Origin of the sequence: Candidatus Binatus sp. (genome assembly GCF_030646925.1) — a bacterium.
In the GTDB taxonomy this organism is placed as follows: domain Bacteria; phylum Desulfobacterota; class Binatia; order Binatales; family Binataceae; genus Binatus.
In genome coordinates this window covers 105,965-127,806 of sequence record NZ_JAUSKL010000087.1, presented here as the reverse complement: position 1 = coordinate 127,806, position 21,842 = coordinate 105,965, and the positions used below count along the sequence as shown (strand labels likewise).

Sequence of the window (21,842 nt, the reverse complement as noted above, 5' to 3'; positions counted from 1 at the left end):
CGTCAGGGAAGGATCCAGCCAGTCAGACGCAACTGGCCATACAGATGGAAAAGTTACAGAGTCTGAAGGCGGCTGAGTACGAATACTATATGCATGCGATGGCTTGCGAAGAGAGCAACCGAAAGCTCGGAAACTACTATGCCGGCAAGGGCTCGCAGGTGCATGGCCTAATCAGCCAGATGGAAGAGGGTAAGCAGGTGAATGACGTCGAAGTCAGTCGCGCGTTGGACGACAGCGACTCAGTGAAATACTACGATAGGCCGCCGATGCCGCCCGATTTTTGAAATCAAGGTGATGCTGGAGAGACAGTCCGCGCCGTTGCCATCCAGCGATCGCAAAGGTCCGCGGCGCGCGCGGAACTGATTCCATCGCCAGCTTCTGCGATCAGCGCGGCATCCAGATCGGCGCGGCGCCCAAGATACGATCGACAACACCGATCCGGTACGCGAGGAAAAGCCCGAATCCAAAACTCAGCAGGCCCGAGCCGGTGACGAACCCCTGATGCAGCCACGCTAGCCGCTGCGACGCGATCAAGAATGGCGTCGCGATTGCCACCGTGATGAGCCCCATCCCGAGTACGGTCCCGGAGCAGAAAATTGCCAGGTAGAGCACTGCCCACGTCGGGTCGGGAATCGCGCTTAGCACCAGCAACGCGATTGCCGCGCTGCCGGCGAGTCCATGCACCAGGCCCACGACGAAGGACTTGAGCAAACTGCGGCGGCCGGAGATCGCCGGGATCGATTCCATAGACAGCACATGCTCGTCATGCTCGCCGGTGTCGTCGCGGTCGTGATCCCGGAGGTGAACATGGGGATGCCGATGCTCGAAGGCGTCATGAACGTGGGCATGGGCGTGCACGATCAATTCCGATGGCGGCGGATCCGGCGGCGCGCCCGAAAGCCGCGTCGCGAGCCGGCGAATCACGTCGGAAGCTGCGCCTAGGCCGAGCAGTATCAGCGCGATCGCGACCCCGAATTCCATCGCGAGGCCCACCCGGCTCGGAATTGCGATCTTGAACACGATGATGCACGCGCCGACTATCAGCACCGTTACGGTATGGCCGAGGCCCCAGACGATCCCCACCCGCGCCGCCGCCGACAGCCGCCGCTCGCGGCTCAGAATCGTCGTCACCGCGATCACATGATCGGGATCGGTCGCGTGCCGCATGCCGAGCATCAGCCCCAGCAGCGCGATTCCGAGCGGGGCGGCATCGTGATTCATCGGGTTACCTCGAGGCGGTTGATTCCGCCGGGATCGCGATATTGCTCACCCGCTCGAGCCTTTCCAGTCGCGTTTCGAGCTGCGCCATTCTTTCTGCCTGTTGGTGGTTCTTCCTGGTCTGATCGCGCAGTTCTTTGGCCTGCTTTTGCAATTCGTTGAGCAGCATCGAGGTGAGCATCGAGTAGCGCACCGATTCGACCTTGCCTTCAGGGTCGTGGACCACCAGCTCCGGATACACTCGATCTACTTCCTCCGCGACCAGGCCGTACTGCTTGATTGATTGCTGGTCGTCCTTGTAGCGGAAAGTTACCGGGCGCAACTTCATCAACTCGTTTGAGGTGGTCCCCATATCATCGATGTCGCGCTTGTAACGGGCCGAGGAGACCACCACTCCAAGGCGACCGCTGCCATTTACTACGACGTCCGCACCGCTGACCGAACTGCCGGTAATACCGGCGATATAAGTCGCCGTCTGCTTGCCGGGCGTACCGATACGAATATTACCGGTATCGGTTGAGGCTCCTAGATTGCCGATCTCGATGTTGTTGCTGCCGGTGGTTAGATTAAACCCGGCCTGGAAACCTACAGCAGTGTTGTATTGACCAGTCGTGTTCTTGTACATCGCTTGCAATCCAGCCGCCGTGTTATAGCGGCCGGTATTGTTGCTGTACAAAGCCTGCGCTCCGCTGGCGGTGTTCTGAACGCCGGTCGTATTGCTGTAGAGAGCCTTCGCACCGGTCGCGCTGTTGTTGTTCCCGGTGGTGTTGCTGTAAAGGGCCTGGGCTCCGCTGGCCGTATTCAGCATGCCCCCCGTATTGCGGAAGAGAGCATACGCTCCCGCTGCGGTATTGCTCGCACCCGAGATGTTGTAGAAGAGAGTGTCTACCCCATCAGCAGTGTTGCTGGAGCCGGTATCGTTAAAATAGAGAGCGGCCACCCCGGTCGCGGTATTCAGACCGCCCGATGTGTTGGTGGTAAGCGCGGCGTATCCAAGCGCCGTATCGTCGCTGCCGGTCGTGATGTTCGCGAGTGCGAAATCGCCGAACTTCGTATTGTGAAATTGCGCGAAAGCGCTCCCTGGCGCCGAGAGCGCTATTATCAGGACAGTTACCATCGAAAAAATAAGGCTTGCCGTTGATCGTTTCATCGATACGTTCTCCGAGGATGGTCTGACGCCGCAGTTGCGTACCTTGCCGATTTTGAAACGCGGAATGGTTCAGCAAAGCACATCCGACACAGGAATGGATACCGAAGCCGGCGTTCGAGACAGCGGCCGAAATTTTGTAGCGCCTTGATTGATCGAACAGTTCGATCTGTGTGCTGGCAATCATGCCAAGCTTCTGGCTTTGATTAGGCGTCACTGGTCACGACGATCGAGGATTCTCTTTCGTTCCTTTTGCGCTACTCCGGCAGGCGCCATCGGTTTGCGAAATTTTTCGACGCGGAACATGCTATCGGGAATGTCTCGAGTCGCAGGAGGACAAAGCGATGGCAATGATCACGCTCGACGATTACGCGGGCAAATACCGCCACATCAGGATGGAACGGCGCGACGGCATCCTGCAGATGACGCTGCATACCGAGGGCGCCGAACTGAAATGGGGGATGGGTCCGCACGAGGAACTCTCCTATGCCTTCAACGACGTCGCGCGCGACCACGACAACCGATGCGTGATCATTACCGGCACCGGTAACGCGTTCTGCGCCGAGATCGACGCCGGCAAAGGTCGCGGCGTGCCTGTCACTGGCGACGGCTCGCCGCAGCCGGCCGGCGTGCGGTCCACCACCTGGGACCATATTTACAGCGACGCCAAGTACCTGCTGATGAACCATCTTAATATCGAAGTGCCGATGATCGCGGCCGTCAATGGTCCGGCGCTGATTCACGCGGAACTGGCCGTCCTGTGCGACATCGTACTGGCGTCGGAGACCGCGGCCTTTCAGGATGCGCCGCATTTTCCCAATGGAATCGTGCCGGGCGACGGCGTGCATATCATATGGCCGCTGGTGCTCGGTCCCAATCGCGGGCGCTACTTCCTGCTGACGGGACAGAAGCTCTCGGCGCGCGAATCGCTCGACCTAGGTGTGGTAAGCGAGGTGCTGCCGCAAGATCGGCTGCTGCCACGCGCCTGGGAACTAGCGCATCAGATAACGACCAAGCCGACGCTGGCCGTCCGCTACGCGCGCGTCGCGCTGACTCAGCAACTGAAAAAGCTGATGCTCGACAACCTTGGCTATGGGCTGGCGCTCGAGGGCTTGGGTGCAGGGCAGTCATGGCCGGGCGCGCGCGCGAAGAGCTGATGCGCCTAACTCGCAACTATCGGGGCGTCAGCACGGCTAAGGAGGCATCGATCTGTCATGAGCCGAACGAAGTCACTTCGCGTCCATCTTATCACTGGCGGATTCCCACCCGGTTCCGCAGCGGGCCATGACATGGACTATGCCCGGTTGCGGCTACTTGGCCTGTTGCAGGAGAAATCGGGCGCCTATACGACGACGAGCAACGATTTCGCTGATATCGAGCGATGGCTGCCCGGAACCCAGCTACTGGTCACCTATGTCGCGGGACCTTACCCAAGCGACGAACAGAATCGGCTTATTCAGCATTGGCTTGAAGAAGGAGGGCGCTGGCTGGCTTTGCACGGTACCAGCGGCGGGCGCGCGGCGCCGGTGGGCGAGAATCGAGCGGTGCGCAAGGTGGTCAAAGGCAGCTATCACGCGACGCTAGGAAGCTTCTTTCTCAACCATCCGCCGGTTAGAAAGTTTCGCGTCGATGTCGCCAAGGGCGATCACATACTTACCAGGGGCTTGCCGCCTTCCTTTGAAGTGACCGACGAGCTATATCTCATCGAGCTACAGCATCCGGAATCCACCAAGCTGCTCTTAACCACGGAGCTCGAGAAGGATCCTTCGCCGAAAAATTTCGGCTTTGTTTACGACCAGGACACTTCTTTGCTCGCAGACGGCAAAACTCGCGCGATCGGCTATACGCGCGAGATAGGCCGCGGCGGCGTGACCTACTATGCGCTAGGCCATTGCCACTCGCCGGCTAACAACGTGCAGCCGTTTGTCGATGCGAGCGTAGAGCCGTCGGGAAAGACTCCTTTGCTGTTCCGCGGGGCGTGGGAAACGCCCGAGTTCGAGCGATTGCTTCGCAACGGTATCGAGTGGGGCGCCGCGACCTAGAGGAGTGTCGGTCACCGCGGTTCGCGGGTGTGATGCCAGCTAACCGACGAGGATTCAGCTTGCCTGCTTGAGCGTCGCGGCCTTGTCGATCATGCAAGTCATCAGATCGTCCCACGACTTGACGAAATCGGCGGCGCCGTCGCGCTGCAACTTTTCCGCGAGTTCGTCGATGTCGATCCTGGCCTTGCCAAAATCGGCGAGCACCATTTCCGCATCGCCGCCGTTATGCGGCATCATGCTCGCGATCTCGCCGTGATCGGCGAAGGCCTTGAGCGTATTCTCGGGCATCGTGTTGACGGTATGCGGCGCGGCCAGCGCCTTGACGTACAATATGTCCGAGGCCTTGGGATTCTTGGTGCCGGTGCTGGCCCATAGCAGGCGCTGCGAGCGCGCGCCGCAATTCAGCAGCCGCAGCCACTTATCCGACGCCAGCAGCTCGCGATACGATTTGTATATACGCTTGCCGATCGCGATGCCGAGCCGATCCGTCAGATTGTCGGGCGCCTTGCCGGTCACCGCCACGTCCCAGCGGCTGACGAACACCGACGCCACCGACGGCACGTACGGATCGAGCTTCGCGGCGACGCGACGCTCGATACCGCGGATATAGGCCTGCGCCGCCGCAAGATGCTGCTCGCGCGAAAACAGCAACGTGACGTTCACCGGCACGCCGGCGAAAATCGATTCCTCGATTGCCGGGACGCCTTCGCGCGTGCCGGGAATCTTGATGAACAGGTTCGGCCGGTTCGCGCGATCGTGGAGACCCTTCGCCGCCGCGACGGTGCTCGCGGTGTCGTAGGCCAGCTTGGGCGAGACCTCGAGCGATACGAACCCATCGACGCCGTGCGTCTTGTCGTAGGTCGGACGAAACAGATCGGCTGCGCGGGTCAGATCCTCGAGCGCGAGTTCGAAGAACAACGCCTCGCCCGCTTTCTTCGCGGCGGATTTCTCGCGAATCGCATCGTCGTAATCGTGGCTGTTCTTGATCGCATGATCGAAAATGGTCGGATTCGAGGTGAGTCCGGTGATCGATAGCTCGTCGATGTAGCGTTTCAGGCCGCCACTGTTCAGCAACGCGCGCGTGATGTTATCCAGCCAGATACTCTGACCCGCTTCATGCAATGCTTGAGTAGCTTTCATGTGTGCCTCTTTGATGCGTCTTGAATGCCGCGAAATCGCCACCGCGCTGCTCGCGTCCCCGACCGCTCAATGGTACCACTGCGCACACGGAAGGGGAGTACCAGAGCATTTGAACGTCTGGTTACTCAATGACTTGGGCGGTCCGCCATCTGCGCCATCAGGGCAAACAATTCGCCTTCGCCCGCCGTTCTCGATGATGCGGTTCCTTTCTCCGCCACAAATTCGCGATAGAGACTCCCGACGTTCACCGCGATTCGTTCCGCGTCGCTCCACGACGAATAGCTGTCCAGCGAGATGTCCGCCGCAGCTTCCGCGATCGTCATCCCGGCGTCGTAACGCTTGCGCGCCTCAGCCGCGATGTATTCGAGATAGCCCTTGACTGCGGCGATGCCTTTCTTGTCGGTGATTGGACCGTGGCCGGGCACCACCGTCTCGATATCGAGATCGAGCATCAACTGGCACGCGTTGATCCAGTTCGCCACCGGTCCGGCCCAGATTATCGGATGCCCATTGATAAACAGGATGTCGCCGGTGAAGACGACGCGATTCTTCGGCACGTATGCGATGACGTCGCCGCGCGTGTGCGCCGGACCGACTTCGATCAGGCGCACGATCTTATCGCCGACGCGGCATTCGAGCTCGCCCTGGAACGTCTTCGTCGGCATTGCGACGTTGATGCCCTGAAAATCGAACGGCGCGAAAATTCGCGCGAAAAACTTGCCGACCTCGCCCATCTGCGATGCGTTGCGCTGCATCTCGGCGAGTCGCGCAGCGCCGCCGTCATGCTGCAAATCCTCGGCGCACGCCTTCGACGCGATAATCTCGGCGCCCGCCACCAGTTCATTGCCGAAGCAGTGGTCGCCGTTGGAGTGAGTGTTCACCAGCGTGCCGATTTTGGCGGTGGCCTGCGGCTCCGCGCGGCGCATCGAATCGAGCATCTCGCGCGTCAGTTTCAGGTCGAACAGCGTATCGACCAGCATCGATTGTCCGCTATCGACGATGAGCCCCGCGTTGCTCCATCCCCACGATCCGTCGGGCTGCAGATACGCGTAGCATCCGTTGCCGATGTCGCGGAGTCCCTTGGTGAAGGCCCATTTGCTGGCGATTTTCTTCACTAGACGCGGTCAGGGAGTGTGCGCTAGGGATAGCGCCTGATCGACCTCGCTCAAGGCGACATCCTCGTTATCGCCGATCTTCGTGATCAGGACGTTGATGGTGTAAATCCGCTTGTCGTACTCGGCGATGCGGGCTGAGTTCTGCGGGCCCGATTTGCGTTCCTGCTTCTCGCGTAATTTTGCGGCCTTGAGTTTGGAGATCAGGTTTGCTTTCGCGACGGCCGAGAGACTACCGGTCGTTTTGCCGATTACCATCGCCGAACTAGCAGTCGGTTCCGCAATTGCCGAGCTCTGAAACATCGGCACCGCCAGTCCGATGATCATCGCTAAAGTCGCGCTTATTCGCACATTCATTCAGTGTCCTCCATGCTCCCGACCCGGTCCGCCATTAAAGTCTGCCGATTCCGCTCTTCAATAGCGAGATTCTGCCGCGATAGAGTTACGCGCGAAAGTTTGAATGATCTTGCCTCGTAGTGGCGGATCGCGTTAGCTGGGGCCGCGGGGGGAAGAAATCATGAAAGCATGGCTTACAGTTATTTTTGCGGTCGCGATAGCCGGATGCGGCGCGGTCGCCAGCGAAGGCGCCAAAATCCAGCAGGAAAATGCCGCCGAGGATGCCAGCGTCAAACGCATTGTCGTGGTGCAAACCGCCGACGTCCCCGGACATCCGAAATACACTCAACTCGGCTCGGTCGAGGGAGTCTGCGGCCGGGCGCCCGCCTACGACGACGACAACAGCTCAGCCTCGCCAGGATTCAAGCACGCGGCCTACAACAAATATGGCGACAAGGTGGACGCGATAATCAACGTCAATTCATGGTTTGTACTGAGCAATCAGGCGTCGGCGCCGCAGGGCCCCGGCAACGCCGAAGGTCACTTAGAATGCAAAGGTATCGCTGTCCATTTCGATTAAACGCGCAATCTTCGCGATAGCGGTCTCGAGCCGATCATACATCCGCAAGCTGCACCAATTGCTTGCCGATATTCTCGCCACGGAGCATCCCGATAAACGCGGTCGGGGTGTTTTCGATTCCGCGCACGACGCTCTCGCGATATTTGAGCTTGCCGGTCCTGATCCAGTCGGCCATCTTTTTCTGCGCGACGCGCATTTTCTCGGCGAACTGAAAGACGAGAAAACCTTCCATCCTGGCCTGTCGTTCGATCAGCAAACCGAGTAGCCGCGGTCCCATCTCCGGCTCGGCGGCATTGTATTGCGAGATCTGCCCGCACACGCTGATGCGCGCGCGCGGATTGATCAGCGTCATCACAGCGTCAGTGATCGTGCCGCCGACGTTGTCGAAATAGATGTCGATGCCGCGCGGGCATAGCTCGCGCAGCTTGGCTTCGTAGTCGGTGGTGGTCTTGTAGTTGAAGGCCGCATCGAAGCCGAGATCCTTCACGACATGCTCGACCTTGTCGTCCGAGCCGGCGATCCCGACCACGCGGCAGTGCTTGATTTTCGCGATCTGGCCGACCAGCTCGCCGACCGCGCCGCTCGCGCCCGACACCACGACGGTTTCGCCAGCCCGCGGCTTGCAAATCTCGAGCAGGCCAAAGTATGCGGTCATCCCGGGCATCCCGAGCACGCCGAGCGACGTCGAGATCGGCGACAGTTCGGGATTCACCAGTTCGACGCCGACGCCGTTCGAGACCGCATACTCCTGCCATCCGAAGTAGCCCATCACGATCTGGCCGACGTGGTACTTCGGGTTGCTGGATTTGACGATTCGGCCGACGGCGCCGCCGCCCATCACTTCGCCAATCTGCACCGGTTCGGCGTACGATTTGCGATCGTTCATCCGGCCGCGCATGTAGGGATCGACCGACAGATACAGATTCTTCACCAGGAACTGATCTTCGCCCGGTTCCGGGATTGGCGCCTCGACCAGCTTGAAATCAGTTAATTTCGGCTCGCCGGTGGGGCGCGCCGCGAGCGTAATCTGGCGATTGAACGCTGTAGTCATTGGACTCTTCCTTTGCTGTGGGGGAACCCGACGATTTTGCGACAAACGCGAGCGTCATTACAAACGCTGCGATCGGCGCTGAAAAGGCTAGGTCAGCAGCATGTACACCGTGCCACCGATAAGCACCAATATGCCGGGATTGACGTGGCGCCAGAGCAGGACCGCGAACACCACCAACCCGATCATCAGTGTTAGCGGATTGATGATCGAAAGCCTCCCGATTGCGTAGGTGCCGGAGACCATCAGGCCGATCGCGACTGGCGCCAGGCCGCGCTGGATCGAAAGGCGCCACGGCCACGAACCGAGATGTACCCACCATCGGTTCGCGAACAAAGTCAGCACGCAGTCGGGGAGAAAGAAGCCGATGCCGGCGACCGTCATGCCGGCCCATCCGGCCAGATGGTATCCGATCAGCAGCACCATCAGCATGTTCGGGCCGGGCGCGACTTGCCCGATACTATAGATGGATCGAAACTGCGCGTCGGTCAGCCAGCCGTAAGTATGGACAGTCATCTTCTGCATCTCGGGCAGCACCGCAGTGCCGCCGCCGACCGCGAGGATCGACAGCAACGAAAAAACCAGGAACAGGTGTACGAGTCGCATCTGGTAGCGTCCGCCTAATGCCGGAACCAGTGATGGCGCTCGCCGCGATGAAACGGCAAATGTTCATCGGAAGCGCGCTCTTGGGCGATCGCTGGACGATAGAACCATACGGCGATCGGTCCGAGCGTGAGCAGGATGACCGGAAGACTGATTTTGAAGAAGCTGACCGCGACGAAGGTTGCGATAACGATCGCGATGTCGGGAAGCTGGCGGAACTGGCGCCGTCCGATTTGCAGCGTCACCGACGACAGCAATCCGACCGCCGCGGCTGCGATCCCCAGCAGAAATTGCTTCACGTTGGCGTTCTGATGCGCCGACTGCCACAGAATCCCTAGCGCCATCACGACGATCGATCCCGGCAGCAGCATCCCGATCACCGACACCGCCGCACCTGCGACGCCGCGCAGATTGTCGCCGACGATGATCGCCATGTTGACCGCGTTCAGGCCCGGCAGCGTCTCGCTGATCTCCATCGCGCCGAGGAAGCCCTCATCGTCGAGCCAGTGCTCTTCGCGCACGATGTATTCGCGGAGATAAGCGACTGCGCCGCCACCGAAACTGAGCCCGCCAGCCAGCAGAAAAATCTTGAGCAGCTTCAGCAGGCTCGGGCGCTCAGGCTCACTCTTGATGCTTGAGGCTGGAGTTTCCGAACCCGTAGACGAGGGCTGTTTTAGTTGTTCCACGCTGCACCCAGTCGGAGGCCCGCGCTTGCAGGCCGGTGTAGAAAAATTCGGAGAGTTCGCGATGCTTGCGGCGCACCGCCTCGGGACTGTCGAATTTCAGTTGATAGCCGAACTCGGCGACGATCGGCTCGTCGGTGGCCTGTACGCGCCATACCGACAGCGTGGCCTTGGCCGCGAGCTTGCCGAACTCGAGTATCCCGATATCGACCTGGTATTCCTGGATCGTCAGGCCATTGACGACGCCTAGTGCCGCCTTCGGGTTGGCGCCGATACTCTTCAGCGCCGGGAAGGCGTCGGCCGTCGTTTCGAACCGCTGCGTCAATATGATGTTCGGCGTGTCGAGCTCGCAATTATGCGAATAGACCAGCCGCATCCCGAGTGCGCCGTCGCGCGGCAGCAGAATCTCCTCTTTGAACTTCATCGTGTATTTGCACGGCAGGAGAGGGCGCGGATCGACGGCGAGCGCGACATTCTTGTCAGGATGCCTGAACTTCAGCACCAGTTCGTGATGCGGGTCGGCCGCACCGTGATGGTAGAAGGTGCGTTTTCGCAGGATGAAGCCGCTGTTGTAGAGCTTGTTATGCGGGGTGTCGTAGAAGACCACTTCGCGCTGTTGCGGCTTCACGTCTGCGTCCATCTTGGACAACTTGACGCCGAGCGGCTTGACCGCGTGATGCGCCAGCTTCCAGAATTTGTGGAATGCGTGCTGATCGGGAAACAATTCCGGCTTCAGCAGCAGCTTGTATTCGCGGAATTGAATCTGATCCGACGGCAGAATCGGCTGATAGAATGCTTTCGAACTATTCGTGGTACTCATCTATATCCGTCCGTCCCAAAAAACGGTCTCGACACGATGCAAGCGCGCGCACACAACTGGTCGTCGGCGGCGCGCGTGCCGCGGCATTTGATTCCCTGCACAGTATTAGTCTGCTCTGGCGGGGTCAATTATTTGCGGTAATCCCGTGTTATTTGGCGGCCGCGGCTTCCTTGTCCCGGCTCATTGTCCTGGCCTCAGTCCTCGGCTTAGGGGCATTGGCGGCGACCAACCTCTGGCTGATTTCGGGCGTCCAGTGATCGGGCTGATCGGCCCACAGATCGCGCAGATAGGGCGCGACTTCGCGGCCAAAGAGGGTTGTGTTCTGCGCTCCGACTTCCTCCGGCAGATTGCCCATATGCGGCGTCGCGATGAGCTGCCCGATCCTGAGATCGACGATCAGCTCACGCAACCGCTGGCGCACCCGCGCAGGCGTGCCCGCGATGATGTAGCCCTTCTCGTCGTACTCCCAGAAGCTCATCTCGCCGCGGGCCGCCCGGATGCGATCCTCGGGCGTCAGCTTGCTGTGGGTTTTCTTCGCCAGCTCCGACATGAACTTGGTCGATTTGATCGTCGTATATCCCGGCGGATTCAGAAAGCCCGCGGCCGGCGTCGCGTTGCGATGGAAGTAGCGAACCGCCTCGTAGTACTGCTTTTCGGCCTCGGCGTCGGTATCCGCGACGCATACGATTTGCGTGAACGCCATCCGATGCGGATTGGTCGTTCCGCCGCGCTGATTGACGTAGTCCCAGAACGCATCGACCAGCGGCTTCGACGAGTACAAGCCCGAAAACGAAAGATGCCCGTAGCAATAGTCGTGATCGATCACGAGGTCCCACGTCTCGACGCTGCCGCCGCCGCCGGGCACCCAGATCGGAAGCTTTTTCTGCACCGGGCGCGGCCACACATTCACATAGCGAAGCTGATTGTACTTGCCGTTGAATGCGAACGGTTCCGGCTCCGACCATGCGCGCAGGATCAGTTGGCGCGCTTCCTCGAAGCGGGCGCGCACCTCGGCCGGCCCCATCCCGTAGGCGAACACCGAATCCATCGGCGTCCCGAGCACGAAGCCCGCGGTCAATCGTCCGCCGGAGAGACAATCAAGATACGCGTACTCCTCCGCGACTCGAGTCGGCGGATTGTAGAGCGCCAGCGAATTGCCGACGATCACGATCGCGGCATTCTTCGTGGTCGAGGCGAGACTCGCGGCGAGCAGATTTGGCGACGGCGTCACCGCCAGCGGCGTCTGATGATGCTCGTTCACGGTCAGCCCGTCGAAGCCGACCTCGTCGGCGAGTTGCATCAGGCGAATGAACATCCGGTACATCTCGCCGGCCTTGAGCGGGTCGATCAGATGCGCAGGCGGCGTCACCCACGCAGACGGGAATCGCTCGCGAAAATCTGCCGGGAGATGCGGATAGGTGACCTCTGCGAACCAATGGAACTTCATGCTTTAACGCCTCCGCCGATTGGGGAACGAGCGACGATGCCGAATTAAACAGCCGGTATCGGGCCTTATTCGATATAACATACCAATCGGTCAGGACGTAACCGAGCTGCCGCAGTTAGTCGAACCCTCCCCTGCTGTCATTCCCGCGCGTGGCTGCCGCGCGAGGAATCCCGGAAAGATGCTGAGCGAAGTAAAAGATCCGGGATTCTTCGGCGTCGCAGCCTTAGCCTCAGAATGACAAAGTTGGTCAGGCTCGCTCGGTGCAGAAAAATTCACAAGCTCTCAGGATGGCGGAAGTAAGCAACCGCGTGGGATCACCGAAGGGCAGCAGCCTGCACGCGATCGCGCCGATAGTCTCAGGCTTCGATCAGTTCGATTGCTTCCGCGTCGCCTTGAAATCCGCGCCTCCTTGGTATGCAATGTTGCGACCTGAAGGCGCGGCTCGATCGCAAACGCTCAGGGTCCCGTGAAATGAAGTCCCCGACCGGACCGTACTCGGCATCGAAATCGACACCAAAAATCGCTCGCACCCGATGGCATCAGCACGCCCCTTGAGACTGCCCGAATTTATCGGAGTTGGTCCCGGCCGCACCGGCACGACGTGGCTTCATCGCGTGCTGGAAGGGCACGTCGATTTGCCGTACGGCGTGAAGGAGACGCAGTTCTTCAATACTTTCTATGCGAAGGGAATCGATTGGTATGCGCATCATTTCCGCTACGCCGACGGCTCGCGCAAGATTGCGGAAATCTGCCCTTACTTCATCGATCCGCAGGCGCGCGATCGGATTAAACTGCATATCCCGAACTGCAAAATAATCACGACGCTGCGCAATCCGGTCGATCATTCATATTCAGCGTACAAACTGCTGCGGCACTACGTTTGGGCGCGCGGTTCGTTCGAGGAAGTGCTCAACACGCGGCCGCATCTCGATCGCGGCAATCGCTACGCGTTCCATCTCAAAGGATGGTTCGACAAGTTCGGCCGCGAGAACGTGCTGATCACGATGTACGACGAACTACGCGCCGATCCGCAGCGCTACCTTGATCGGGTGTGCGACTTCGTTGGCATCGCCAGAATTTCGCTCGCCGATCGTGGCCCGGTCGGCGACGACGTAAACGCGTACGAGCGCGCGCCGAAAAATCGCAAGCTCGCGCAAAATGCGCGGCACGTGATGTACTGGCTGAGGAGCCGGCAGGCATACGGCGCGATCAATCTGCTCGATCGCGCGGGCGTCTGGCAGTATTGCTACGGGCGCGGCGAGAAATTCCCACCGCTGACGCCCGAACAGGAAGCGAAACTGCGCGAGCGGTACCGGCCGGAAGTCGAGGCGCTCGAAGAGTTGTTGGAAATCGATTTGTCGGCGTGGAAAAGACCGCGGCTCGCGCGCGAATCGAAGAGCGACCTCGCCGCCAGCGCGCGATAGCCCGCGCGCTCAGATACGATTAGCGTTATCGGCGAATCGATGAATAGATGAGCGAACTCCGAAGAGAACAGCGTTGCCTGCCGGAATTTTTCGCGGTCGGGCCGCAGCGCACCGGCACCACCTGGCTGCATCGGGTGCTCGCGGGGCGCGTCGGCCTGCCGAGCATCAAGGAGACCGATTATTTTTCGAAGCATCACGAGCGCGGGCTCGATTGGTACCTCGAATTTTTTCGCCAATGCCCCGCGAACCTTCCACTCGGCGAGATCGATCCGAACTACTTTGGAATCCCGGAGGCGTGCGATCGAATCGCCGCGCTCATCCCCGATTGCAAAATAATCTGCTCGTTGCGCGATCCGGTCGAACGCGCGTACTCGTCGTATCGAATCATGCGGCGTGACGCATGGACGCGCGTCGGCTTCGAGGAAACCGTCGCAAAAAATCCGGTGATCCGCGAATCGAGCCGTTACGCATATCATTTGAAAAATTGGTGGGAGCGGTTCGGCCGCGAGCGCGTGCTGGTTTGCATGTACGAAGAACTCGAGGCCGACCCGCAGGCGTATCTCGATCGCATCTGCACGTTCATCGGGATTCCGCGCGTCGTCGTGCAGGGCTCGTCGCTCGCGACCGAGCGGGTGAATACCGTTACCCATGCGCCGCGCAGCCGCCGCGTCGCGCAGAATGCCCGCAACGCGCGCGACTGGATGCGGCTTCATCGATGGCATCGCGCGATCGATCTGCTCGACAAGGCCGGCGTGTGGCGCTACTGCTTCGGCCGCGGCGAGGAGTTCGCGCCGATCGATCCGGCGATCGAGGCACGCCTGCGCGAGCGCTATCGCGGCGAGGTCGAGGCGCTCGAGGATCTCCTCGGCTGCGACTTGTCGGCGTGGAAGGGAGCGCAACGCGACGACGAGTCGATCGGTCACGCGAGCGCGAGCGCAATCGGCGGCCGCCGATGAGCCGCGACCAACTGCGATGGCCTGATTTTCTCGGCGTCGGACCGCCGCGCACCGGCACCACGTGGCTGCATCGCGCGCTGATCGGCCGGGTCGGACTGCCGCTCAACGTGAAGGAAATCAATTTTTTCGACGTCTATTACGACAAGGGTACCGACTGGTACTTGAGCCATTTTCGCCGCGCCGAGCCGAACCTGCCAATGGGCGAGGTGTGCAACTATTTTGCGTTTCCCAAAGCGCGCGAACGAATCCAGAAGCACATGCCCGGATGCCGGATTATCGTGACGCTGCGCGATCCGGTCGAGCGCGCCTATTCGCATTACAAGCTGATGCGATGCCGCGCGTACACCAAGGCCGGCTTCGAGGAGTTCCTCGCGACGCGCCCGCAGGTCACTGGCGCAAATCGCTACGCGTTTCATCTCGCGGATTGGTTCGCGCGCTTCGGGCGTCAGCGCGTGCTGGTCTGCTTCTATGACGACCTGAAAAAAGATCAGCAGGCGTACTTCGATCGGATCTGCGATTTTATCGGTATCGCGCGCGCGTCGCTCGACGACGCGGAAGGCCTCCACGACTCGGTCAATTCATTTTCAAGCCTGCCGCGGAGTCACAAGCTTGCGCAGAACGCGCGCCATCTGCGCGTCTATCTGAAACGCAATCGCGCCTATCGCACGATCAATCTGCTGGCCCACGCCGGCGCATGGGAATTTTGCTTCGGCGGCGGTCCCTTGTATCCGCGGCTTACGCCCGAACAGGATACGCGCGTGCGCGAGCGTTTCCGGCCCGACGTCGAAGCGCTCGAAGATTTGTTGAAGCTCGACCTGTCTCTGTGGAAGCACTCTGAGGAAAGCCGCGATCGCTCTCTTTCGACCGAGCCGCTTGCCGCGGTTTGATCGCATTTGCGATGCCCCAAGTCAGCGTTATCATTCCGGTCTTCAATGCCGCCGCCACCGTCGCCGAAACGATCGAGAGCGTACTGCGGCAGACCTTCGAGGACTACGAAATCATCGTCGTCGATGACGGCTCGACCGATCGCACGTCGCAGGTGCTGGGCCGCTACCAGGATCGCATCCAGATGATCCGCCGGCCCAACGGCGGAATCTCGGCGGCGCGCAATTCGGGCGTCGCGGTATCGCGCGGCGAATATCTCGCCTTCCTCGACGGCGACGATCTGTGGGTGCCCGATTTCCTGGCGCGCACGGTGGCGGCCCTCGAGGCCGACCCGAACTGCGTGATGGCGTTCACTGATTTGGTGATCGTCGATAGCGAGGGCCGCGAACTGAAGACGTCGTTGGTGGGCGATCGCGTCGAACGCGCGCCGACGCTCGAAGATCTCTTCGCGCGGCTGTGGCCGATCATGCCGAGCGCGGTTTTGATGCGCCGTTCGGCCTTCGATCAGTGCGGCGGATTCTCGGAAGAGTTCCGCTCCTACGGCTACGAGGACGTGTACATGTGGATGCGCGCGCGCGAACTCGGCACGTTCGCCTACGTCGCGGAGCGGCTGGTGGTGTGGCGCTTTTCGCTCTTCCCCAAGCCGCTCAAGCGAGGACGTAAGGAACGCGAGGCGGCGCGGTTGTTCGAACGGCTCGCGCGCGAACGCTGGAACGTCGATGTGATGGGATTGATCCGCGCGCGCGAACGCGCCCCGCGTACGATCCTCGGCTACATCGGGCTGAAGGCGCTCGACGAGGGCGATCGAGCCACTGCGCGCGAGGCGTTCGGTCGCGCCTTGCGATTCGATCCGCTGCGCGCGCGCAACTATCTCCGCTACGCCCGGACTTATCTGCCGCTCAGCGTGGCGCGGGCGTTAGGCGGTCGCACCAGCCGCGCGTCGAAGCACGTGGAGTAATTCACGAGATGCCCGCCGCGATCCTTCAATCGTCGCCCACGCGCTTGCCACGCTTCATCGGCGTCGGACCGCCGCGCACCGCGACGACGTGGCTGCATGAAGTGCTGAAGGGCCGCGTCGCTCTTCCGCAGGAAAAGAAGGAGACCGATTTTTTCTCGAAGAATTACGACAAGGGCTTCGACTGGTACCGATCGTTTTTTCGCGACGCCGACCCGCGCTTGCCGCTCGGAGAATTTTCGCCAACGTACTTCATTTCGGATGACGCGCGAACGCGCATCGCGCGCGACATCCCCGGATGCCGCATCATCTGTTCGTTTCGCGATCCCGTCGATCGCGCCTATTCACACTGGCGCCTGATGGTCCGCAACGTGTGGACGCGGCTTGAGTTCGCCGACGCGGTGATGTCGCACAGGGATCTTCGCGAATCGTGCCGTTACGGCCATTACCTCGCCGCGTGGCGGAATACGCTGGGCGCCGAAAACGTTTTCGTCATCGTGTATGAGGATCTCGAGGCCGATTCGCAGGCCTTCGTCGATCGGGTCGCGGATCTTATCGGGATCGAAAGGTTTGTGGTCGCCAATTCGCCGGTCGCAGGACGGCGGGTGCACGTGGTGCCGGTCGCGCCCCGCAACCTCCGATTGGCCCGCAACGCGCGCAATCTGATGGCCTGGCTGAACGACCATCGCTATCACGGACTGGCCAATTCATTCAGGCAGAGCGCGCTCTGGCACTTCTGCGCCGAGCGGGGCGAGCCCTTCAAGCCGGTCGATCGCGAGACGGACGCGCGGCTCCGCGATTATTTTCGTCCCGAAATCGATCGGCTCGAGCAATTGACCGGCCGCGATTTTTCTGCCTGGAAGACTGCTCGCTAAGCCATTCCTGGGTTGGTCTTGCGCAAGCCGCGATAGGCGCGCGCCTCGGCCAGCCCGAACCGATTCAGCATCCGATAAACCGTGTAACGCGACACGCCGAGCAACTCGGCCGCGCGATGACAGTTGCCGTTGGTCGCTTCCAGCGCGCGGATCAGCGCCGCTTTCGACGCCTCATTGATCACCGCGTCGAGCGAGTACGACCACTCCGCGCCGTTCGCGCCAGCGTCCGCCGACGGGCGCGATGCGACATTCTGCATGCGCGCATCTATCGAACTGCCTTCGCCGGCGCGCGCCGCTCGATCGTGCAGTTCCGGCGACAGATGCTCGAGGTCGATTGCGTCGTTGTGCGTCATCAGCACCGCGCTTTCGATCGCGTGTCCCAGTTGGCGGACGTTGCCCGGCCACGGAAACGCACAGAGCGCATCGAGCGCCGCGCGCGAAATCATGCCGATGTTCTTGCCGAACAGGCGATTGTGATGCTCGATAAAATGCGCGACCAGTCCCGGAATCGCGTCGGGCCGCTCGCGCAGCGGCGGTACATAGATCGCCGCGGCGTGCAGCCGATAGTACAAGTCGTCGCGGAACTGGCCCGCTGCGACCATCGACTTCAGGTCGCGATTAGTCGCCGCGACCAGCCGGATATCGACCTTGTAGTTCTGCGACGATCCGACCGGCTGAACCTCGTGATTCTCGACCGCGCGGAGCAACTTCGGCTGCAACCGAAGCGGCAATTCGCCGATCTCGTCGAGGAACAGCGTGCCGCCATTGGCCGAGCGAAAATAGCCGAGCGATTCCTCGCGCGCGTCCGTAAACGCGCCCTTTACGTGGCCAAAGAGCTGCGATTCCGCCAGCGATTCGACCAGGTTCGAGCAATTGAACGTCACGAACGGGCCGCCCGGTGCGGGCCCCCGCATATGCAACGCTCGCGCGACCAGTTCCTTGCCCGTGCCCGATTCGCCATTGATCAAGACGGTTGCCTTGTATGGGCTTAGCCGCGAAATGGTCTCCAGCATCTTGCGCACCTGCGCCGATTTCACCACCATCCCACCAACCCGCTCCAACCCCAGCGCAAGATGCCCCAGACTGAGCCATTCGGACGTGTCGTCGATCGCACCGGCGCTGTCTGTGGTATTCAGCGCCAGAGTCGTCGGCGTACCGTTCGCCATGCACTCTTGAGTCCGCATCTTGTGTTCCTTCCCGAGCTTTTAGTCCCTGTTAAGACCGTTTTGGAAATATCCCTACTATTTGTAGGGTGACCATATATGTGAGTAGCACGTCATATGTCAAGTGCATTCAAAAGCTATTTTTGGTCGTGTCAAGCAACTGTGAGCATCCTCACGTTATGAAATGTTCATAAGGTGTTGAGACGATGCCTCTCGACACGAATTACAGCCGTGCGCATCCCTCCACAATTTTGACTTTTATTGCGCTTTGACGTGGCCTGCGATGCTCTCCCGCGTTTCTTTCGTGCACGATACGGGTTGCAATTCTCTCGTAAGCACTCCTCTCCGCCCCGATGCGGCAGCGATCTGCCTGTATCATAATGTCGCATGTCCCGCTGGCCCCGGCCGCACAGATCGCGCGCGCTAATCGGAATCGCCACCGTGGCGATGCTCCTTCTGATCGCTGCGGCCCCGTTTATTTTCGCATCGCAGCTCGCGCGAGTTGTGCTGGCGAGACTGTTCCCGCAGAGCGATCCTGCGGTCGGCCGGGTCACGCTCTCTCCTGTGGGCATCCTGGTCGCGCATGATCTGTTTCTGCACGATACCGGCCCGTCCGCGGCGCGGCCCTTGGTCACGATTCGAGAACTGCGCGCCGAGTTTGGCTGGCGAGAGCTGATTTCGCGCCGGCTGCGGAGTCTCGCGCTCAACGACGTCACTCTCTATGCGCGCTCGAATCCGGTTTCTCAGCTAACGCTGCTGGATTTTGTGCTCGCGCACATTCCGGCGGCGCAGGCCGGCGCAGCCGCGCCATTCTGGATCGATTCGATCGACCTGAATGGACGCATTCATCGTGAGGCGCTTACCGCGATTTCATCGACTGCGGATGCGGACGGCCGGCTGAAACTGAAAACCACGATGTCCGGCGATCGCAAAAATCCGTCGCGCCAGATTCATCTCGAACTTGGCGAGGTCGATCAGTTGCGCGCGCGCTCCGGCAAAAACTTTGGCAAGAATTTTGGCAAAAATTTCGGAATGACCTTGGAAGCGTCGCTCGAGCCGGCCGCGAATGGCTCGCGATTGATCGTGCAGCAGGTGGCGGCTGCCAACGCTGTGCTGGCCGTCGATGCGACCGTGTTGCGAGAATCGATCGCCACGATTCCGCGCGAACTCAGCGGTCGTATCGAGGCCGGCCTCGCATCGATTTCCGGCTCCGGAGAGATCGATCTTGGAGGCGAGGGCGGCGGCCAGCTCAGCGGCGAGCTTGCGTTTTCGAAGATTCATCTGCGCGCGCCCGGCGGACCGCAATTGTCGCTGAATGTCGATGACGCGTCAGGCGCCGCGAAAATCAGCTCGTCGCTGAAATTCGGCGAGACGACTGCGCTCACGCTCAGTCGCCTCGAGGTGCACAATTCGAGCGCGACGATCGCCGCGGCGACGCTCCGCCGCTACTTCCCCGGCCTGCCGCCCGAGATTTCCGGCCGGCTCGAAGGGGGTTTCAAAAATCTCTCCATCGCGGGCAGTCTGGCGCCGCGCGGTCCGCGTGCTCCTCAACATCTCGACGCGATTCTCGGCTTCGCCAGCGTGCGCCTCCGCGTGCCCGGCAAATCGCAGGCGATGCTCAATATCGAAGATCTTTCGGGCGCGACCAAAGTAGTGGCAGACCTCGACTCGTCGCTTCGAGGCGCAGTTACGATCGATCGCCTGCAAATCAAGAACGCCAGTTCATCCGTCGATCTGGATGCGATCCGCCGCTACGCCGCGAGCATTCCGCCCGATTTGCACGGCGTAATCGACGCGGCTTTCGAGCAGTTCGACCTTGGCGGAAGCATCACGGCGGCGCCGGCCGGCGGGATCGGCTTCAACGGCAATCTCAAGTTGCAGAACTTCAGCGCGACGGCTCCGGCGGTGGGCGGCAATTCGTTCAAGCTCGATCGAATGACGATCGCGGCAGCGATCGATTCGCGAATCGATCAATGGGTTCCCGCATCGACGAAGATTCGCGACGGGACTACCAAGATCGCAGCGTTGTCCTACGGCAGCAACTCCATCGGCAACGTGGACGCGCTCTGGCACGACGACGGCGCGATGCTCGCGTGCGATCGATGCGCTTTCGAAATCTTCGACGGACGTATTGCCGGTGCGCCCGCGTACAATCTGATGACGCACGAGATGCCGAGCCGCGCGATCGAGATTCACGGTATCGACGTTCACCAGGCGCTCGCCAATCTGTCGCCCGATCATATCGACGCGGACGGCAGGGCCAGCGGCAGCTTGCATCTCGCGCTCAGCAGGGAAGCACAGCTATCCGGCGACGTAGACCTCGCATTCGACGGTCCCGGCCTGCTCAAGATTGGCGAGATCCAGGAAGTGAAGGAGATGCTGGTCGGCAACGTCGGGATGGATCTCGCGAATCTCGCGATGCGCGATCTTCGGCATTATCCGTTCAGGGAGGGTAGGCTGCATCTGGAAAGCGCCGGCCGCAACACGCTGTTGAAGATCAAATTTGTCAGGCAACCGAAAACCGCCGCCGACGCGACTACGCCGCACAAGGAAATTATCAACGGCCAGGCCGTGATGGTCGGGTCGCTGGTAGTGCCCGTGATTGATATGACTATTCCGATGACCGGCCGGTCGCTCGCGGAGATTCTGGCGCTGGTCAGCGGAGTTCATCCGCTGATTCAGACCGTGAACGAGCCGAGCAGCGAACCGCGACCGTCCGAAACAGGAGCCGTCCGATGAAACGATTCGATCTCACTTTCTTGTTTGCGCTGATTGCCGCGACGGCCTTCGCCGGATGCGTCCAGACCAAAAGCGAAGTCGATGTGAAGCCCGTCGATATCAATCTCAACATCACGGGCCGTCTCGAAGTGGTGATCACCGACGCGCGCCGCGCCGAAGAAGAGATCACCGGCTCCAAGCCGAAGCGCACGGTGACTCCGCAGGATATCGGTCTGCCAGCGGCGCCGGCGGCGAGTTCCAGGGCTGACGAAATTATCGATCCGCTCGCGGATCGCGAGATCGGCGCGGGCCGACTCATCCTGGTGGCGGACGACACGCAGGCGCAATTGATCCAGAAGATGGCGGCGCGCCATCCGCAGATTCAGGCGCTGCTCGATAGCCAGGCGCTAGGAGAAAGTCACACCGGCTACCTGGTCCCGCGGGCGTCGATCACGGCGAGCCAGCAGGCGCTCGTCGATGCGGATAATTCCGATCGCACCCAGATGTACAACCTCGAAGCGGCGAAGAAGGGCACCAGCCTCGACCAGGTCGCGCTCGGCTATTATCTCGCGCGCCTCGAGCACGTGAATAAAGGGACGTGGGTGGACCAGTTCAATAAATCGACCGGCAGTTGGGAATGGTTTCAGTGGAATCGGTAACGAACCAGCCGGGCGCGTCACGCTCGGCGCA

At 60.8% G+C, this 21,842-nt stretch carries 22 protein-coding genes; 11 read left to right on the top strand and 11 right to left on the bottom strand.

From position 1 onward, the window contains the following. Window positions 1–44: 44 nt before the first annotated feature. A complete protein-coding gene (locus Q7S58_RS15600; RefSeq protein ID WP_304827704.1) occupies window positions 45–284 on the top strand; it encodes a hypothetical protein in 240 nt (79 codons plus the stop codon). A gap of 100 nt (window positions 285–384) precedes the next feature. Here the strand turns inward: Q7S58_RS15600 and Q7S58_RS15595 are convergent, their stop codons facing one another. Together Q7S58_RS15595 and Q7S58_RS15590 are read right to left on the bottom strand one after the other, a co-directional pair. Further along, complete coding sequence (locus Q7S58_RS15595) at window positions 385–1,221, bottom strand: hypothetical protein (protein WP_304827701.1); 837 nt, start codon at window positions 1,219–1,221, stop codon at window positions 385–387. 4 nt (window positions 1,222–1,225) lie between these two features. Next, entirely contained in the window at window positions 1,226–2,368 is a 1,143-nt protein-coding gene (locus Q7S58_RS15590) for a tail fiber domain-containing protein (protein WP_304827698.1), read from the bottom strand. 341 nt (window positions 2,369–2,709) lie between these two features. Between Q7S58_RS15590 and Q7S58_RS15585 the strand changes: the two genes are divergently transcribed. Next, a complete protein-coding gene (locus Q7S58_RS15585; protein ID WP_304827695.1) occupies window positions 2,710–3,522 on the top strand; it encodes an enoyl-CoA hydratase/isomerase family protein in 813 nt (270 codons plus the stop codon). 57 nt (window positions 3,523–3,579) lie between these two features. Beyond that, complete coding sequence (locus Q7S58_RS15580) at window positions 3,580–4,407, top strand: ThuA domain-containing protein (RefSeq protein WP_304827691.1); 828 nt, start codon at window positions 3,580–3,582, stop codon at window positions 4,405–4,407. Window positions 4,408–4,461: 54 nt separating this feature from the next. On the opposite strand, the gene tal is transcribed toward Q7S58_RS15580, so the two are convergent. From tal to Q7S58_RS15565, 3 genes are all read right to left on the bottom strand, one after another. Then, a complete protein-coding gene (gene tal / locus Q7S58_RS15575) occupies window positions 4,462–5,547 on the bottom strand; it encodes a transaldolase (RefSeq protein WP_304827689.1) in 1,086 nt (361 codons plus the stop codon). Window positions 5,548–5,672: 125 nt separating this feature from the next. Then, complete coding sequence (locus Q7S58_RS15570; RefSeq protein ID WP_304827686.1) at window positions 5,673–6,662, bottom strand: MBL fold metallo-hydrolase; 990 nt, start codon at window positions 6,660–6,662, stop codon at window positions 5,673–5,675. A 9-nt stretch (window positions 6,663–6,671) separates the two neighbouring features. After that, window positions 6,672–7,016, bottom strand: a complete 345-nt coding sequence (locus Q7S58_RS15565) for a hypothetical protein (protein ID WP_304827684.1) — start codon at window positions 7,014–7,016, stop codon at window positions 6,672–6,674. A gap of 160 nt (window positions 7,017–7,176) precedes the next feature. Here Q7S58_RS15565 and Q7S58_RS15560 point away from each other — a divergent pair, with 160 nt between their 5' ends. After that, window positions 7,177–7,575, top strand: coding sequence for a hypothetical protein (locus tag Q7S58_RS15560; RefSeq protein ID WP_304827681.1), 399 nt, complete (start codon window positions 7,177–7,179; stop codon window positions 7,573–7,575). Between the two features lie 34 nt (window positions 7,576–7,609). Here Q7S58_RS15560 and Q7S58_RS15555 read toward each other — a convergent pair whose 3' ends face one another. From Q7S58_RS15555 to Q7S58_RS15535, 5 genes are all read right to left on the bottom strand, one after another. Beyond that, window positions 7,610–8,626, bottom strand: a complete 1,017-nt coding sequence (locus Q7S58_RS15555; protein WP_304827678.1) for an NADP-dependent oxidoreductase — start codon at window positions 8,624–8,626, stop codon at window positions 7,610–7,612. A gap of 87 nt (window positions 8,627–8,713) precedes the next feature. Next, a complete protein-coding gene (locus Q7S58_RS15550) occupies window positions 8,714–9,229 on the bottom strand; it encodes a chromate transporter (protein WP_304827674.1) in 516 nt (171 codons plus the stop codon). Between the two features lie 14 nt (window positions 9,230–9,243). Then, the gene (locus tag Q7S58_RS15545) at window positions 9,244–9,912 is read right to left on the bottom strand and encodes a chromate transporter (RefSeq protein WP_304827671.1); all 669 of its coding nucleotides are present in this window, start codon (window positions 9,910–9,912) and stop codon (window positions 9,244–9,246) included. Next, entirely contained in the window at window positions 9,848–10,729 is an 882-nt protein-coding gene (locus tag Q7S58_RS15540; RefSeq protein WP_304827668.1) for a hypothetical protein, read from the bottom strand. Before Q7S58_RS15540 ends, Q7S58_RS15545 begins: the two co-directional genes overlap by 65 nt. A 148-nt stretch (window positions 10,730–10,877) precedes the next feature. Further along, window positions 10,878–12,176, bottom strand: a complete 1,299-nt coding sequence (locus tag Q7S58_RS15535) for an LLM class flavin-dependent oxidoreductase (RefSeq protein WP_304827665.1) — start codon at window positions 12,174–12,176, stop codon at window positions 10,878–10,880. Window positions 12,177–12,709: 533 nt separating this feature from the next. On the opposite strand from Q7S58_RS15535, the gene Q7S58_RS15530 reads away from it, so the two are divergent. From Q7S58_RS15530 to Q7S58_RS15510, 5 genes are read left to right on the top strand one after another with little or no spacing between them, the layout of a single operon-like run. Beyond that, on the top strand, window positions 12,710–13,600 hold the full coding sequence (locus Q7S58_RS15530; RefSeq protein ID WP_304827661.1) for a sulfotransferase: 891 nt from the start codon (window positions 12,710–12,712) through the stop codon (window positions 13,598–13,600). Window positions 13,601–13,647: 47 nt separating this feature from the next. Next, window positions 13,648–14,556, top strand: coding sequence for a sulfotransferase (locus tag Q7S58_RS15525; protein WP_304827658.1), 909 nt, complete (start codon window positions 13,648–13,650; stop codon window positions 14,554–14,556). Then, window positions 14,553–15,443 (top strand): sulfotransferase domain-containing protein, encoded by an 891-nt coding sequence (locus tag Q7S58_RS15520; protein WP_304827655.1) that lies wholly within the window; start codon window positions 14,553–14,555, stop codon window positions 15,441–15,443. The genes Q7S58_RS15525 and Q7S58_RS15520 overlap by 4 nt, the downstream gene beginning before the upstream one ends. Window positions 15,444–15,454: 11 nt before the next feature. After that, the gene (locus Q7S58_RS15515; RefSeq protein WP_304827652.1) at window positions 15,455–16,399 is read left to right on the top strand and encodes a glycosyltransferase; all 945 of its coding nucleotides are present in this window, start codon (window positions 15,455–15,457) and stop codon (window positions 16,397–16,399) included. Window positions 16,400–16,407: 8 nt separating this feature from the next. Then, entirely contained in the window at window positions 16,408–17,271 is an 864-nt protein-coding gene (locus Q7S58_RS15510; protein ID WP_304827649.1) for a sulfotransferase, read from the top strand. On the opposite strand, the gene Q7S58_RS15505 is transcribed toward Q7S58_RS15510, so the two are convergent. Further along, window positions 17,268–18,455: a sigma-54-dependent Fis family transcriptional regulator gene (locus Q7S58_RS15505; protein ID WP_304827647.1), complete on the bottom strand. Its 1,188-nt coding sequence runs from the start codon at window positions 18,453–18,455 to the stop codon at window positions 17,268–17,270. The genes Q7S58_RS15510 and Q7S58_RS15505 overlap by 4 nt on opposite strands. A gap of 426 nt (window positions 18,456–18,881) precedes the next feature. Here Q7S58_RS15505 and Q7S58_RS15500 point away from each other — a divergent pair, with 426 nt between their 5' ends. Beyond that, window positions 18,882–21,173 carry a YdbH domain-containing protein gene (locus Q7S58_RS15500; RefSeq protein WP_304827747.1) on the top strand — a complete coding sequence of 764 codons (2,292 nt, stop codon included), beginning with the start codon at window positions 18,882–18,884 and terminating at the stop codon, window positions 21,171–21,173. Beyond that, complete coding sequence (locus Q7S58_RS15495) at window positions 21,170–21,811, top strand: DUF1318 domain-containing protein (protein WP_304827645.1); 642 nt, start codon at window positions 21,170–21,172, stop codon at window positions 21,809–21,811. The genes Q7S58_RS15500 and Q7S58_RS15495 overlap by 4 nt, the downstream gene beginning before the upstream one ends. The last annotated feature ends 31 nt before the right edge of the window (window positions 21,812–21,842 follow it).

What these genes read in the sequence shown, in the direction of transcription:
- Q7S58_RS15535 (WP_304827665.1), bottom strand. Translation starts at nt 12,176, where the DNA reads ATGAAGTTCCATTGGTTCGCAGAGGTCACCTATCCGCATCTCCCGGCA.
- Q7S58_RS15525 (WP_304827658.1), top strand. Translation starts at nt 13,648, where the DNA reads ATGAGCGAACTCCGAAGAGAACAGCGTTGCCTGCCGGAATTTTTCGCG.
- Q7S58_RS15600 (WP_304827704.1), top strand. Translation starts at nt 45, where the DNA reads ATGGAAAAGTTACAGAGTCTGAAGGCGGCTGAGTACGAATACTATATG.
- tal (WP_304827689.1), bottom strand. Translation starts at nt 5,547, where the DNA reads ATGAAAGCTACTCAAGCATTGCATGAAGCGGGTCAGAGTATCTGGCTG.
- Q7S58_RS15530 (WP_304827661.1), top strand. Translation starts at nt 12,710, where the DNA reads ATGGCATCAGCACGCCCCTTGAGACTGCCCGAATTTATCGGAGTTGGT.
- Q7S58_RS15555 (WP_304827678.1), bottom strand. Translation starts at nt 8,626, where the DNA reads ATGACTACAGCGTTCAATCGCCAGATTACGCTCGCGGCGCGCCCCACC.
- Q7S58_RS15495 (WP_304827645.1), top strand. Translation starts at nt 21,170, where the DNA reads ATGAAACGATTCGATCTCACTTTCTTGTTTGCGCTGATTGCCGCGACG.
- Q7S58_RS15510 (WP_304827649.1), top strand. Translation starts at nt 16,408, where the DNA reads ATGCCCGCCGCGATCCTTCAATCGTCGCCCACGCGCTTGCCACGCTTC.
- Q7S58_RS15515 (WP_304827652.1), top strand. Translation starts at nt 15,455, where the DNA reads ATGCCCCAAGTCAGCGTTATCATTCCGGTCTTCAATGCCGCCGCCACC.
- Q7S58_RS15560 (WP_304827681.1), top strand. Translation starts at nt 7,177, where the DNA reads ATGAAAGCATGGCTTACAGTTATTTTTGCGGTCGCGATAGCCGGATGC.
- Q7S58_RS15505 (WP_304827647.1), bottom strand. Translation starts at nt 18,455, where the DNA reads ATGCGGACTCAAGAGTGCATGGCGAACGGTACGCCGACGACTCTGGCG.
- Q7S58_RS15500 (WP_304827747.1), top strand. Translation starts at nt 18,882, where the DNA reads ATGCTCCTTCTGATCGCTGCGGCCCCGTTTATTTTCGCATCGCAGCTC.
- Q7S58_RS15540 (WP_304827668.1), bottom strand. Translation starts at nt 10,729, where the DNA reads ATGAGTACCACGAATAGTTCGAAAGCATTCTATCAGCCGATTCTGCCG.
- Q7S58_RS15590 (WP_304827698.1), bottom strand. Translation starts at nt 2,368, where the DNA reads ATGAAACGATCAACGGCAAGCCTTATTTTTTCGATGGTAACTGTCCTG.
- Q7S58_RS15585 (WP_304827695.1), top strand. Translation starts at nt 2,710, where the DNA reads ATGGCAATGATCACGCTCGACGATTACGCGGGCAAATACCGCCACATC.
- Q7S58_RS15550 (WP_304827674.1), bottom strand. Translation starts at nt 9,229, where the DNA reads ATGCGACTCGTACACCTGTTCCTGGTTTTTTCGTTGCTGTCGATCCTC.
- Q7S58_RS15580 (WP_304827691.1), top strand. Translation starts at nt 3,580, where the DNA reads ATGAGCCGAACGAAGTCACTTCGCGTCCATCTTATCACTGGCGGATTC.
- Q7S58_RS15565 (WP_304827684.1), bottom strand. Translation starts at nt 7,016, where the DNA reads ATGAATGTGCGAATAAGCGCGACTTTAGCGATGATCATCGGACTGGCG.
- Q7S58_RS15595 (WP_304827701.1), bottom strand. Translation starts at nt 1,221, where the DNA reads ATGAATCACGATGCCGCCCCGCTCGGAATCGCGCTGCTGGGGCTGATG.
- Q7S58_RS15520 (WP_304827655.1), top strand. Translation starts at nt 14,553, where the DNA reads ATGAGCCGCGACCAACTGCGATGGCCTGATTTTCTCGGCGTCGGACCG.